The 13,704-nt window shown below is 59.3% G+C and carries 10 protein-coding genes; 7 read left to right on the top strand and 3 right to left on the bottom strand.

The features are described 5' to 3' along the window. Positions 1-284: 284 nt before the first annotated feature. The 6 genes from CENDO_RS06620 to CENDO_RS06595 all read left to right on the top strand — a co-directional run bounded on the left by CENDO_RS06620 (position 285) and on the right by CENDO_RS06595 (position 7,703). A complete protein-coding gene (locus tag CENDO_RS06620) occupies positions 285-1,097 on the top strand; it encodes an alpha/beta hydrolase (protein ID WP_136141330.1) in 813 nt (270 codons plus the stop codon). A 56-nt stretch (positions 1,098-1,153) separates the two neighbouring features. After that, positions 1,154-2,698 (top strand): ABC transporter substrate-binding protein, encoded by a 1,545-nt coding sequence (locus tag CENDO_RS06615; RefSeq protein ID WP_136141329.1) that lies wholly within the window; start codon positions 1,154-1,156, stop codon positions 2,696-2,698. A 140-nt stretch (positions 2,699-2,838) separates the two neighbouring features. Next, positions 2,839-3,786: an ABC transporter permease gene (locus tag CENDO_RS06610; RefSeq protein WP_136141328.1), complete on the top strand. Its 948-nt coding sequence runs from the start codon at positions 2,839-2,841 to the stop codon at positions 3,784-3,786. A gap of 2 nt (positions 3,787-3,788) precedes the next feature. Continuing rightward, positions 3,789-5,867 (top strand): dipeptide/oligopeptide/nickel ABC transporter permease/ATP-binding protein, encoded by a 2,079-nt coding sequence (locus CENDO_RS06605; protein WP_136141327.1) that lies wholly within the window; start codon positions 3,789-3,791, stop codon positions 5,865-5,867. A 2-nt stretch (positions 5,868-5,869) separates the two neighbouring features. Further along, positions 5,870-6,739, top strand: a complete 870-nt coding sequence (locus tag CENDO_RS06600; protein ID WP_136141326.1) for an ABC transporter ATP-binding protein — start codon at positions 5,870-5,872, stop codon at positions 6,737-6,739. A gap of 40 nt (positions 6,740-6,779) precedes the next feature. Next, positions 6,780-7,703 carry a dihydrodipicolinate synthase family protein gene (locus CENDO_RS06595; protein ID WP_136141325.1) on the top strand — a complete coding sequence of 308 codons (924 nt, stop codon included), beginning with the start codon at positions 6,780-6,782 and terminating at the stop codon, positions 7,701-7,703. A 262-nt stretch (positions 7,704-7,965) separates the two neighbouring features. On the opposite strand, the gene CENDO_RS06590 is transcribed toward CENDO_RS06595, so the two are convergent. From CENDO_RS06590 to CENDO_RS06580, 3 genes are all read right to left on the bottom strand, one after another. Then, on the bottom strand, positions 7,966-8,232 hold the full coding sequence (locus tag CENDO_RS06590; protein WP_136141324.1) for an HPr family phosphocarrier protein: 267 nt from the start codon (positions 8,230-8,232) through the stop codon (positions 7,966-7,968). A gap of 113 nt (positions 8,233-8,345) precedes the next feature. Then, the gene (locus tag CENDO_RS06585; RefSeq protein WP_136141323.1) at positions 8,346-10,451 is read right to left on the bottom strand and encodes a PTS fructose transporter subunit IIABC; all 2,106 of its coding nucleotides are present in this window, start codon (positions 10,449-10,451) and stop codon (positions 8,346-8,348) included. A gap of 66 nt (positions 10,452-10,517) precedes the next feature. Continuing rightward, positions 10,518-11,498: a 1-phosphofructokinase family hexose kinase gene (locus tag CENDO_RS06580; protein WP_136141322.1), complete on the bottom strand. Its 981-nt coding sequence runs from the start codon at positions 11,496-11,498 to the stop codon at positions 10,518-10,520. A 447-nt stretch (positions 11,499-11,945) separates the two neighbouring features. Between CENDO_RS06580 and ptsP the strand changes: the two genes are divergently transcribed. Beyond that, positions 11,946-13,640, top strand: coding sequence for a phosphoenolpyruvate--protein phosphotransferase (gene ptsP / locus CENDO_RS06575; RefSeq protein WP_136141321.1), 1,695 nt, complete (start codon positions 11,946-11,948; stop codon positions 13,638-13,640). Positions 13,641-13,704: the final 64 nt, after the last annotated feature.

Below are 13,704 nucleotides of genomic sequence, written 5' to 3'. Positions count from 1 at the left end.
TGTCTGATGTTAAGGGCCGTTTGCCCTTAGGCGGCTAGCGGTGGGGGTCACTGCCTCCGCGCCGGGGAACGCCGAACATGTCGTCGCGTTGACGGGGCTCCCTAAATGCCCGGCGGCTTGAGTGGTCTTCCACGGCTTGGGATCGGGCAAGTGGCCGCAGGCCGGGGCGGGGGTGAAAAATTGAATCCATCCCTGCGTATGACGTCATACCTATAGAATCGTTTATGGGTCACAGGAGATAAGGCGCTGTGATCTGAATAACGGCGAAGAGGGAGGAAACAGCAATGTTGCATTTCTCCGTTAGCGGCCAACCGGGTAAACCGTTGGTGATTTTGCTTCATGGCGTGAGTAACTCCGGCTTGTGGTGGGCTCCGCTGACCAAGCGTTTAGGTGCCGAGTATCTAGTCGTTGCCATCGATGCCCTAGGCCATGGGCAATCCCGGAGGTTTACCCCTCAGGAATTAGAGGATCCCTTCGGAGCGACGGTGGCAGAAGCCATAGCGACCATTGAATTTGTGGCGAACGCGGCCAACCAGGTGCCGGTACTCGTGGGCCACTCCATGGGTGGGGCCGTAGCAACCAAGATTGCTGAATCCCGCCCAGACCTCGTGGGCGCTGCCCTGTTGGCCGATCCGGCGTGGCTTAATGACGAATGGAAGCAAACCTTCAAGCGCAATGCCCCTGAGGCGCGGCAGCGTACCAAGGACTGGTCGCAATCTCCCGCGCAAGCTATTGCAGAAAATGCCGAGAAGCGTCCCCAGTGGGCGCCGGTGGAGCACGTGGGCTGGTTGTGGGGTCAGTCCCTCGTGGATCTTGAGTTAGTTTCGACCGGAATAGTCAGCTTTTCCGAGGACTGGCTTAGCGTCCTTCGCCGGATCGCCGTTCCCGTCCTTGCTCTGACCAGCGATGGTGAGGATTGCATCGTTGCGGACAGTGGGGTCCGGGCGGTGCAGGAACTAGGCAACCCGTGCGTATCGGCCCGCCTGCTTCCGGGCGGCACGCATGCAATGGTGCCGGAATTTCTCGATGACTTTCTCGGGGAACTTGAGTCGATGGTTGACGCGTTCGGCTCAAGCTCCCGGGACAAAACTTCATAAATCCCTAACTCGCGGGGCGTAGAGTCCCACGACTTTAGAAAAAGAGAGGTACAGCTATGTTCAGCAAGAAGCGCGGCATTACAGCGGCCGTAGTTGCAATGGCGCTCACCCTTACTGCATGTTCCGGTGGTTCGGATAGTTCCACCACCGAATCGGGCAACGGTGAGATTAATCTCGGCGTTGCGTATGAGACCACTAACTACAACCCAACCAACACGTCCTCCGCACTCGCGATGGGAACCAACTGGCACGTAGTTGAGGGTCTGTATGAGTTCAACATGAACGATTACAGCACCTACCCAGCGCTCGCGGCGGGGGAGCCAACCACCGTTTCCGACACTGAACTCGAAATCGCGCTCCGAGACGGCGCAAAGTTCTCCGACGGCACCGATGTCACCGCTAATGACGTGGTTGCTTCCTTCGAGGCGGCCATGGCAGAGGGCAACCTCTACGCCACGATGCTGGACTTCATCGACTCGATCACGGCCAAGGATGACAAGACCGTCACCATCACGCTGAAGGAGCCATTCTCACTGGTCAACCAGCGCCTGGCTATCGTCAAGATCATCCCGGCCAACGCATCCGAGGACGACCTTACGAACATGCCAATCGGCTCCGGCCCATACAAGTATGAATCCATTAGCGATTCGCAGATCGTCGCGGTTCCAAACGAGAACTACAACGGCCCGCACCCAGCCGGCGCAACGAAGCTGACCTGGGACGTGATCAAGGATGATACCGCCCGAACCACCGCGGCTACCTCCGGCACCATCGACATCATGGAAGCGGTTCCTTCTGAGTCTGTAGACATGCTGACCGCTGCTGGCATGACCGTCGATGAGGTGGACGGTTTCAACCTCCCGTTCCTCCTCTTTAACACCAACAAGGCTCCGTTCAATGACGCCAAGGTGCGCCAAGCCTTCTTCTACGCCATTGACACCGAGAAGCTGATTTCCAACAACATGGACGGCAAGGCTAAGGCGGCCAAGTCCTTCCTGCCTGAGGCCCACCCTAACTTCAACGAGGCATCCAACGTCTACACCTACGACCCAGAAAAGGCTAAGTCCCTTCTGGAAGAGGCTGGCGTGAGCGACCTGTCCATCACGCTGCTGAACACCGACCACCCGTGGATTGAGAACCTGGCGCCTCAGATCAAGAATGACCTTGAGGCAGTGGGCATCACCACCAACCTCCAGTCCGAGGCATCCGCGTCCTTGTACTCCAACCACCTCGACGTTGATTCCCCAGAGTTTGACGTGGCCCTGGCCCCAGGTGACCCATCCGTATTCGGTAATGACCCAGCGCTGCTGATCAACTGGTGGTACGGCGATAACGTCTGGACCCAGAAGCGCTCCTTCTGGCAGGAATCTGACAAAGAAGCATACGACCAGCTCCAGACCCTGATCCAGGACGCAACCAAGCTGGAAGGCGAGGAGCAGCAGCAGAAGTGGAACGAGGCCCTGGACCTCATCTCTGAAGAGGTTCCAATGTACCCACTGTTCCACCGCACCATGATCACTGCGTACTCCGCGGACAAGCTGACTGACTTCAAGTCCATCGGCACCACCGGGTTGTGGGCGGTCACCGCACAGGCCAACTAGCCCCCGGAACCCCTAACACACCGCGCCGGGAGGTATGTGGCTTCGCTACCCTCCCGGCGCCCCTATTTCTACTCGATGAGTAGCACACAACTCCATATAACCAATTCAGTTTTAAAATTCATGTCAGGAGTACGTTCCAGATGAACAATCTGATTCGACTCATCGGACGAAGGCTCGTAGCCCTACCCGCCATGGTAGTCGGCGTGACATTTATGGTCTTTGTCCTGATGTCCCTATCTCCAATCGACCCCGCATATTCCGCACTTGGTGACTCGGCAACACCGGAACAGCTTGAGGCATACCGTGTGGAACATGGACTGAATGATCCGTGGTTGGTGCGCTTCGGCAACTACCTGCTGGGCATGGTCCAGGGCGACCTGGGCACCTACGGTCAAAACAATGCGTCGGTGGCGGAGAAGGTCTTCGCCGCGCTCCCAGTCACCATGGAATTGACATTCATGGGCCTTATCATCGCAGTGCTCTTCGCCTTCCCCCTGGGTGTTCTGGCCGCACTGTACCGTGACAAGTGGGTTGACCAGATTATTCGCGTCATCTCCGTGGTCTGCATCGCTATGCCATCCTTCTGGCTGGCTATCCTGCTGGTCCTGGTCTTCCTCGGCAAGCTGCCGGTTGCGGGTCCATTGCCCGCTCCAGCGGAAGATTTTGCCGGTTGGGCGGCCCGCATGTTCCTGCCGGCCCTCGCGCTGGCCGTGCCGGTCATCGGTCAGCTCACCCGCGTGGTGCGTACTTCGATGGTGGAGGAGCTTGACCGCGATTACGTGCGCACAGCACTGGGCGCGGGTATTCCCAAGACCACCGTGGTTGCGCGAAACGTCCTGCGCAACGCTCTGATTACGCCGGTGACCGTGCTCGGTCTGCGCGTTGGCTACCTCATGGGTGGTGCGGTGGTCATTGAGATCATCTTCTCCCTGCCGGGCATGGGCCGCGTTCTCATCGACGGAATCGCGTTCAACTGGGTCACCGTGGTCCAGGGCGCAACGCTCATGGTTGCGGTGTCCTTCATCGTGGTCAACATCGTCGTTGACCTTCTCTACATTCTGATTAACCCGCGTATTAGGACGGTGTAATCATGCGTAACAATCTCGCACATAAGCTTTCAGACCCCAATAAGGTCTACAGGTTCAAGGCCTGGAAGCGCATGAGCTTAGGCTCCAAGCTCTCCCTCATCGTATTGGTTCTTGTAGCGCTGTCCGCTTTGTTTGCGCCGCTGCTGGCCCCTTACGACCCAGCGTTTATTGACATCAAGTCGCAGCCGCCAAGCTCCGAATACTTCTTCGGTACGGATAACCTGGGCCGCGACGTATTCTCCCGCCTCCTCTACGGTGGCCGGTACTCATTGGCCGTAGGCCTTCTGGCGACGTTCGTCGCTCTGTTCTTTGGCGCCATCATCGGCTCAATCGCGGCGGTTTCCCGCAAGTGGGTATCCGAGCTCGTCATGCGCGTCATGGACGTAATCATGTCCGTTCCGGGCATCGCCCTGGTTGCCGTCGCCGTGGTTGTATTCCGTGACCCCAAGCATCCGGAGTGGATGCTGGGCGTGATCATTTGCTCGATTGCCTTCATCTACATCCCGCAGCTGACCCGTATCGTCCGCGCCAACGTGCTATCTGAGTACGGCGAGGATTACGTCAACGCGGTCGTGGTCTCCGGCGCCCATGCGCCATGGATCCTCATCAAGCACGTCGCTCGCAACTGCGCGGCACCCGTCCTGGTGTTCGCCACCGTGCTGGTCGCGGACGCGATCATCCTTGAAGCATCCCTGACCTTTATTGGTGCGGGCCTGCAGGAACCAATCCCAACCTGGGGTAACATCCTGTCCTCGGCCCAGCAGGGCGTCCTGCGCGGCGAATGGTGGCAGGCACTGTTCCCGGGCCTGATGATCATGATTACCGTGCTTAGCCTCAATATTCTTTCCGAGGGAATCACGGACGCCATGGTCGCCGCTCCTAAGGGGCCAAAGCTCGATGACCATGACGTGGCTGCTGCCCGCGAGGCGGATAAGCTCCTGGTAGACCCGGTTCGTGCCTACGAAGTTCAGCGTGAATCCCTGCAGAAGCGCCTCAGCGACCTTAGGTCCGTCGAGACCCAACGCAAGGACCGCTTCGCCCCAGCCCCTGGCTCGACCCCGTTGCTGGAGGTTAAGGACCTGTGCATCCAGTTCCCTCGCCACGGTGAGGTCAACGTCGTGGACCACGTGTCCTTCTCCGTCGCCGCGGGTGAAACAATGGGTCTGGTTGGTGAGTCCGGCTGCGGCAAGTCCATTACCTCCCTGGCTATCATGGGCCTGCTTGATCCGGAATCAAAGATCACCGGCGAGGTCATCTACCAGGGCAAGGACCTGCTAGCCATGCCAACTTCCGAGCGCCATAAGCTGCTGGGAAATGACATAGCAATGGTGTACCAGGATGCACTGTCAGCGCTGAACCCATCAATGCTGATCAAGTCGCAGATGAAGCAGCTGACCAAGCGCGGCGGCACCCGCACCGCTGAGGAACTGCTGGAGCTCGTGGGCTTGGACCCCAAGCGCACGCTCGAGTCCTACCCACACGAGCTTTCTGGCGGTCAGCGCCAGCGAGTCCTCATCGCTATGGCTCTGACCCGCGATCCACAGCTGATCATCGCCGACGAGCCAACCACCGCGCTGGACGTGACGGTGCAGAAGCAGGTTATCGAGCTAATCAAGGACCTGCAGGACAAGCTCGGCTTCGCTATGGTCTTCGTCTCCCACGACCTGGCCTTGGTTGCAGAGGTATCCCACTCCATTACGGTCATGTACGCCGGCCAGGTAGTGGAGCAGGGCTCCACGGTCGAAATGCTCACCGATCCGCAGCATGAATACACCCGCGGTCTGCTGGGCGCTGTACTGTCCATCGAATCCGGGCATGGTCGCCTGCATCAGGTGCCAGGTGCCGTGCCGTCACCGGCAGATTTCCCTGATGGTGACCGCTTTGCCCCTCGTTCATCTCACCCATCCGTGGGTCTTGAGACCCGCCCAGTTATGCGCACCGTTCCTGGCACGTACCACGTCTATGCGGACCTGCCGGACGAACTGCAGTATGCAGCGGCTAAGGAGGCATCCGGTGAACTCACCGGTGCACAGCTTACCGACGCAGAGTACGCAGCCATGGGCGAAGGGAAGGAACTCTAACCATGACTACTGCACACTCTAATTCCTACGAACCCCGTCCCGGTTCGCATCAGCCATCCACCGCACCACAGTCCACTGAGCCCATCATCGAGCTGCGTGACGTCAAGGTGCACTTCAAGTCCCGTACGGGACCACTGTTTAAACCCAATTGGGTAAAGGCGGTTGACGGCGTGAACCTTAAACTCATGCCAGGTGAGACCATCGGCCTGGTGGGCGAGTCCGGCTGTGGCAAATCCACCACCGCGAACGTAATGTGCGGTCTTCAGTCCCCAACCTCTGGCCAGGTATTTTTCAAGGGTCGCGACGTCACTAATCGAACGTCTGCGGACCGCAAGGCTATGGGGCGCGTTGTGTCCGTGGTCTTCCAGGATCCTTCCACCGCGCTGAATTCGCGCATGATAATCAGGGACCAGCTGCGAGACCCACTCAACGTGCACAAGGTCGGTACCCCCAAGGAGCGCGACGAGAGGGTTGAAGAACTCATTGGTTTGGTTGGCCTTCCGTCCTCCGCATTGGATGCATTGCCCGGCCAGCTATCCGGCGGTCAGCGCCAGCGCGTGGCCATCGCCCGCGCGTTGTCTTTGAATCCTGACGTCATCATCGCGGATGAACCAACCTCAGCGTTGGATGTTTCCGTGCGCGCTCAGATCCTGAACCTGCTGACGGATTTGAAGAGCAAACTCGGCCTGTCCATGGTCTTTATCTCCCACGATATTCAGACGGTGCGCTACATCTCTGACCGAATCACCGTCATGTATAAGGGCGTAGTCCAGGAAGACGGCCCGGCCGCCGAGGTGTTCCAGAATCCGCGGGACCCGTACACCAAGAAGCTCCTTGGAGCGGCACCGTCGCTGCTTCACCCGACGCTTTAATCAGCGCCAGAAACAATAATTCGTTGAAAGGATTTTCACTATGTCAATTCCTGTTGAAGGCGTTGTACCACCCGTTGTCGTGGCTCGACATGAGGACGGCAGCCTCGACCAAGTGTCATACGTCAGGAACATCAACCGCCTGATTGATGCGGGCGTCCATGGCCTTTTCATCCTGGGCTCTTCCGGTGAGGGCGTATTTTGCACCGCCTCGGAAAGGGAACAGATAATCGCCGACACCATGGAGGCGGTGAAAGGCAGGGTTCCTGTTCTCGTCGGGTGTATCGAAACCCAGACCGCCAAGGTAATCGAGCAAGTCAAGGCGGCCGAGGCTCACGGCGTGGATGGAGTGGTGGTCACCGCTCCGTTCTATGCGCTCGGCGGTCTGGACCAGGTAGAAGAGCATTTCCGTCAGGTTGCCAACGCCACTTCGTTGCCGGTGCTTGCGTATGACATTCCAGTCTGTGTGCACGTGAAGCTGCCGGTTGCCCTCCTAGTACAACTGGGGCTGGAAGGCGTTCTTCACGGAGTCAAGGATTCTTCTGGTGATGACGTGTCCTTCCGCAACCTTGTTATCGCAAACCGTGAGGCCGGTAGCCCACTGGCTCTGTTTACCGGCCACGAGGTAGTGGTGGACGGGGCCTACCTATCCGGCGCGGACGGTTCCGTCCCGGGGCTAGGAAACGTGGATCCGGAGGGCTACGTCCGCCAGTGGAACGCGTTTAAGGCAGGGGACTGGGAGACGGTTCGCAAGGAGCAGGATCGCCTTGCCCGCGTCATGGCCGTGGCACGCCTCGCTACATCCGTGTTCGGATTCGGCGCCGGAGTAGGCGGCTTCAAGGTCGCGCTGAAACACCTGGGCGTCTTCGAGTCGGCGGCCATGCCGGCGCCGGTTCCGCAACTCACTGGGGCGGAACAGGACGCCATTCGGGATGTGCTTGTGGAGACCGGCCTCCTTAGCGCATAGATGCTCGGAGCGGCCCCGTGCGAAGGCCGCGCGGGGGCTGCCCATCGTAGACTCGGCGGATCCCCCACAGGCCGCCGTCAATCCCACGGGCCAAGTCACCTAGCCTTAAAGTCTCAGCATTTACTTGTACCTCGGTGCTGAACCAAAGTGGCTTGGTCCGTGGGCTTTTAATTCTCGTGAAAGCAAAGACGCGCCCTGTCGGGCCAAGGATTCGTAGGAATCCCCTCCAGACAGGGCGCGCCTTTTACGGTAGAGCGGAGGATTAAGCGTCCAAATCCTGTTCGATTAGCGCCGCAATCTTCTCTACGGCCTCAGCATTGTCAGAGGTAACGGTAACCTCGTCACCCTGCTCGGCGCCGAGGGCCATAATCATGAGTGAGGATGCCGCATCGGTTTCCTCATCTTCTTCCTCACCCGCGAGGTTGAGGAAAATGTCCTCATCGTATTCTGCAGCTGCGTCAGCAATGATTGATGCTGGGCGGGCGTGTAGGCCTACTGCGGAGCCAACCTTGACGGTCTTGGAAGCCATAGTGAAAGTTCCTTTCTGTGGTGTTGCTTTTCTCATCCATTGTACGAAGCTTTAGTTCACGCTGCCATAGCGCTACGGCTACTGCAGGCCGTTGCTTTGGCAGTCGCGCGAACCTAAACCGGAGCGCCCGTGGAAGCGTCCGCTGCCGCCTTATCGGCGGCCGCCTTCTCAATCGTTTCGTTAGGCCAGAACTGCTTGAGCGCGATGACCACTAGAGCGGAGACCACAACGCCCGCGGCGATAGCGATGAAGTAGCCCCATACTGGGTCGATGGCGAAGAAGACGAAGATGCCGCCGTGCGGAGCGCGCGAACCCACGCCGAGGGCCATGGACAAAGCGCCGGTTACCGCGCCACCTGCCATCATCGCCGGGATAACGCGGAATGGGTCAGCCGCGGCGAAAGGAATGGCGCCCTCGGAGACAAAGGACAGCCCCAGCAACCAGGCGGATTTGCCATTTTCCTGTTCGGCCGGGGTGAACAGCTTGGCGCGCATGAAGGTCGCAATGGACAAGGCGATTGGTGGCACCATGCCGGCCGCCATAACCGCGGCCATGATTTGCATGGATGCCTCGTCTCCGGTGGAAAGTCCCGCGGTTGCAAACAGGTATGCCGCCTTATTGACCGGACCGCCCAGATCGAAGCACATCATGAGGCCCAGAATGATACCCAGTAGAACGGCCGAGGAACCCGTAAGTGATGCCAGCCAGTCTTGCAGGCCGGTCATCGCCAACGCTAGAGGTGCGCCTAGCAGCAGGAACATCAGGAGGCCAACGATAAGGGAAGTCAAAAGTGGGATGATAACCACTGGCATCAGGGAAGATAGCCAACGAGGGGTCTTCCATGAGCCGATCCACATTGCAATGAAGCCAGCGATGAGACCTGTGATGAGGCCGCCAATAAAGCCCGCGCCGACGGTGACGGATACGGCTCCGCCCACAAAGCCCGGGGCGATGCCGGGGCGCCCGGCGAGCGCGTAGGCGATAAAGCCAGAAAGTGCGGCGACGATGAATCCCATCGCCGCTTGGCCGGTGGCGAAAAGAACCGAGCCGATGTACAGGGCCAAGCCGGAGCGATCGAAGGTAATGGTTGCGCCGTCGATTTCCATGGTATTGCCCGGCAGGTTGGTCAAGGAGTAATTGGTAGCAATGTGTTGCCAGCCGTTGGCCATATCGTAACCACCGAACAGGAAACCCAGAGCCAGCAGGAGGCCGCCCGCGGCGACGAACGGGACCATGTAGGAAACGCCGGTCATAATCGCCTGTTGCAGTTTCTTGCCTAGGGACAAGCCCTGACCCTCATCATCCGCTTTATGCTCACCCGGCGCCACGCCGGCCACCTTGCGGGCGCGAGGATTCTGAGTAGCAGCAATGGCCTCATCGAGCATCACATCTGGTTCATTGATGGCGCGCTTTACGCCGGATTCGATGACCGGTTTTCCAGCGAATCGTTCCTTGTCGCGCACCCCGACGTCGGTGGCAAAGATCACTGCGTCAGCGCTATCGATTACTGACTGCTTGATGGGCGCATCGTTGGACGAACCTTGGGTTTCCACCGTAAGCTCCACGTCATCGCGCCTGCCGGCCGCTTGGCTAAGCGCATCGGCCGCCATGTAAGTGTGTGCGATTCCGGTTGGGCATGCGGTGATGGCAACAATCCGCATCGGCGCGGTGCTGGCTGCCGAGTTTCCGTGCGCGCCGGCGACGGCGCTGGCACCGGCGTTATCGGCCTGCGGCGCTGCAGGCTCAGCCTTGTGTGGTTTCTTTTCGCCCTCAACGACGCCCGCGACCAGGGATACAATCTCTTCTTTCGAGCCGGCCTGGCGCAGAGCCTCTAGGAAATCCTCTTTGACTAGGGACCGGGCCAGCTTAGACAGGATCTTCAGGTGCGCTTTGCCGCCGCCTTCGGGCGCAGCAATCAGGAATACCAGTTCCGCGTCTCCGTCTGGGCCGGAGAAATCCACCGGTTTCGCCAGACGGGCGAAGGCTAGCGTTGGTTCGCTCACTTCGCCGCTACGGCAGTGGGGGATGGCGACCTTGCCGGGTACGCCGGTACCTGCCTTGCGCTCGCGCTCGGTGGCAGCGGCTGCAAGCTTCGATGCGTCCCTTGCGCGCCCCGCATCGCTGACAAGCGTGGCGAGGTTGAGGATGACTTCTTCTACAGACGATCCGTAGTCAACGTCGAGTCCCACTAGCTGTGGGGTAATAATTCGCGTGGCCATGATTTAGGCCCTTTCTTTGGGAGAGATAAAAAATTAGGTCTAGAGGCAAAAGAATTCAAAAAGAATTTAAGGAAGAGGGATTCCTTCGATAGCGGCGACGGAGGTATGAGCGATATCAACGTCTTCGGGGTTAGGCATGGTGGTGCCGGGTAGGCCGGCCGCGGCGGTTCCGTAGGCAACCGCATTGGCCAAAGAACCGGGCAGGTCTAAACCGCGCGAGACTCCCATGATGAAACCGGCCAATGAGCTGTCCCCGGCCCCAACGGTGGAGCGCACCTCGACCGGGGGCGGGCTTGCGATCCAGGCGCCATCTTTAGTGACCAGCGCCGCTCCCGCTGAACCCAAAGTAACCAGGACCATTGGTACGCCGCGCTCATTAACCTGGCGCGCGGCCGCAACTACGCCGGAAAAGTCTCCTGCTTCAGCCGCCGTTTCCAGCGCAGAACCGTCAGTTCCGGTCAGCTGGCCAAGCTCTAGGCTATTGGGCTTTATCAAATCAGGCGCCGCGGTACGGAGATTGTCCCCGAGGGCTTTCATTGGTTTATCGGAAGTATCCACAGCGATTTTTACGTGCGGCACCCGTGCGCGAAGCTCCGCAATTACCTGGGAGTACCAGTCCGCTGGCATGCCCTGGGGAAGCGAGCCGGCCATAACGACCCATTCGGCTCGAGCGGCAAGGGCTATAACCGACTCTATAAGCTGGCTTTGGACCTCCTCGCTGACCATTGGGCCAGGGCCGTTAACCTTGGTGGTCACGCCGCTGTCATCGGTGATCGTGGTGTTCATGCGGACGTGCGCGTCCATTGGTACGGCCTCGAAGGGAATATCGGATGCAGCTGTGATGGTGATGAAGGCGTCATGTTTATTTGCGGGAAAAACCGCCACGGTTTCATCGCCGGCCAGGCGCAGCGCGTGGCTCACGTTGACTCCCTTACCGCCAGCAAATTGGGACACCGTGCTGGCGCGGTTGACGGCGCCTATCCCTAAAGGTTCCTCCAGCTCTAAGGTCGCATCAATGCTTGGGTTCGGGGTAAGGGTTATGATCATACGGGTAAATCCTGCCGATGCTTATCTACGATTCTCTTGTGGTTAGCTTCTGTAGCTGCAGCGTCGCGGTCCGTTGTGTGACATTGGAATCAGAGCACGGTCCTAGCGATTTTAATCACTGCTTGTTAGCGATGATTATTGTTTGGTTTTGTCCGAGTGTCAATAGAATTCAGACTATTGGTGTGAGTTTTAGTCCGATTTTGTTGATTTAACGGATTGTCACGGGCGGGCGGCTCCACAGCGGGAGTCCGTCTGGCAAGCCGAAAGCTCGTAGATGGCCTTCTCGCCCGCCTAAGCAGATGAGATGTATGCACACGCGTTCACGGCGTAGATTGGCTAGAAGACCCGAGCCATTGGATTGGCAGACAACCGGCGCAGTGCGAGATGATAGTCCCGTAAAGAAGCGCACATGGATGATGCAGGAATGCATGAAGGAGGAAAGGCAACATGACAGAGTCGCCTAAGGTCACCGTCAAGGGCACCGGTGTGGTCGCCGGTGTGGCGTTCGCTGAGGCGGTGTGGGTACGTCCGCGCCCCGAACTACCGCAGGGTGGGGAAGTAGTAGCCGAAGATGCTCGGGATGCAGAGTTTGAGCGTTTCGAAGCAGCCGCCGGCACGGTTGCGGACCGGCTTGAACTCCGTGCCGCCGGTGCCGAGGGGCAGGCGGCGGAGGTTTTGACCGCCACCGCTGGCATGGTTAAAGACCGAGGGTGGCATAAGGCGGTGCGCAAAGGAATCCGTGGTGGGCATTCCGCCGAATACGCCGTTGTGGCCGCGACGGACAAGTTCGTGGCGATGTTTGAGTCCGCGGGCGGGGTCATGGCTGAGCGCACCACAGACTTGAAGGACGTGCGGGATCGCGTTATTGCGGAATTGCGGGGCGAAGCTGAACCTGGCCTTCCGCAGGTAGAAGGCGAAGCGATTCTTTTTGCCGATGATCTCGCGCCCGCTGACACCGCGACACTGAACGTCAAGAGGATTAAAGCTCTCGTAACGGAGCTTGGCGGACCGACGAGCCACACCGCCATCATCGCTCGTCAGCTAGATATCCCCTGCATCGTTGCTGCAGGTTCTGGCCTGAAGGATATTCAGGCCGGCGACGTTGTTTTCGTTGATGGCTCAGTGGGAACTGTGACCACTGGCGTGGAAGAAGCCGAAGCCCGTGCTGCCGTTGACCAGTACCGCGAACGCGCCGAGATTGTCGCTCAGTGGAAGGGCCCGGCCCAGACCAAGGACGGCCACCGTGTTCAGCTGCTGGCTAACGTCGCAGACGGCAATGCGGCCCGGATTGCCGCCGACTCCCAGGCGGAGGGAGTGGGCTTGTACCGCACGGAACTATCCTTCCTCTCCGCGAGTGAGGAGCCTTCAGTAGATGACCAGGCCGCGGTATATTCGAAGGTTTTCAAGGCCTTTCCGGAATCTAAGGTCGTGGTCCGCACGCTCGATGCCGGTTCGGATAAGCCTATTTCCTACGCGACGCTGGAAGATGAGGAAAATCCTGCGCTAGGAGTCCGTGGACTGCGTATCGCACGCAACAATAAGGAACTGTTGACCCGCCAGCTCGACGCTATCGCCCAGGCCTCCGAGGGGCGCGAGGGCGCGGCTGCAACTTGGGTCATGGCCCCTATGGTGGCCACCGCGACGGAGGCGTCATGGTTTGCTGAGATGTGCCGTTCCCGAGGCTTAACCCCTGGCGCAATGATTGAGGTCCCCGCGGCCGCGCTGATGGCTGACACCATCATGCCGTTCTTGGATTTTGTCTCCATTGGCACGAATGATCTCACCCAGTACACCATGGCTGCGGACAGGCTTTCCCCACAGCTGGCCTACCTGACGGACCCGTGGCAGCCAGCGGTTTTGCGCCTGATCCAGCACACCTGTGTGGTTAGCCGGGATCACAACGTACCGGTAGGCGTGTGTGGCGAGGCTGCCGCCGATCCGCTGCTGGCCTGCGTTTTGGTCGGCATGGGTGTAAATTCTCTGTCCGCCGCGGCGACGGCCGTGGCCGGAGTCGGCGCCCAACTGGCGGAGCTCACTCTGGAACAGTGCCAGGAGGTAGCGAAGGTTGCCTATGAATCCGCCAGCGCGGATGAGGCCCGAGAGGCCGTTCGCGAACGCATTGAGTCTTACCGTGGTGCCTAAACGTGTATTAAACTTTTAGGAATTAGACACCTGCAGCCGGGCCGCAGCACTTAGCTGGGCCCGG

This window comes from Corynebacterium endometrii (assembly GCF_004795735.1).
Lineage (GTDB): Bacteria > Actinomycetota > Actinomycetes > Mycobacteriales > Mycobacteriaceae > Corynebacterium > Corynebacterium endometrii.
Note: the sequence above shows the minus strand (reverse complement) of the source record. Positions and strands in the feature narration are given on the sequence as shown.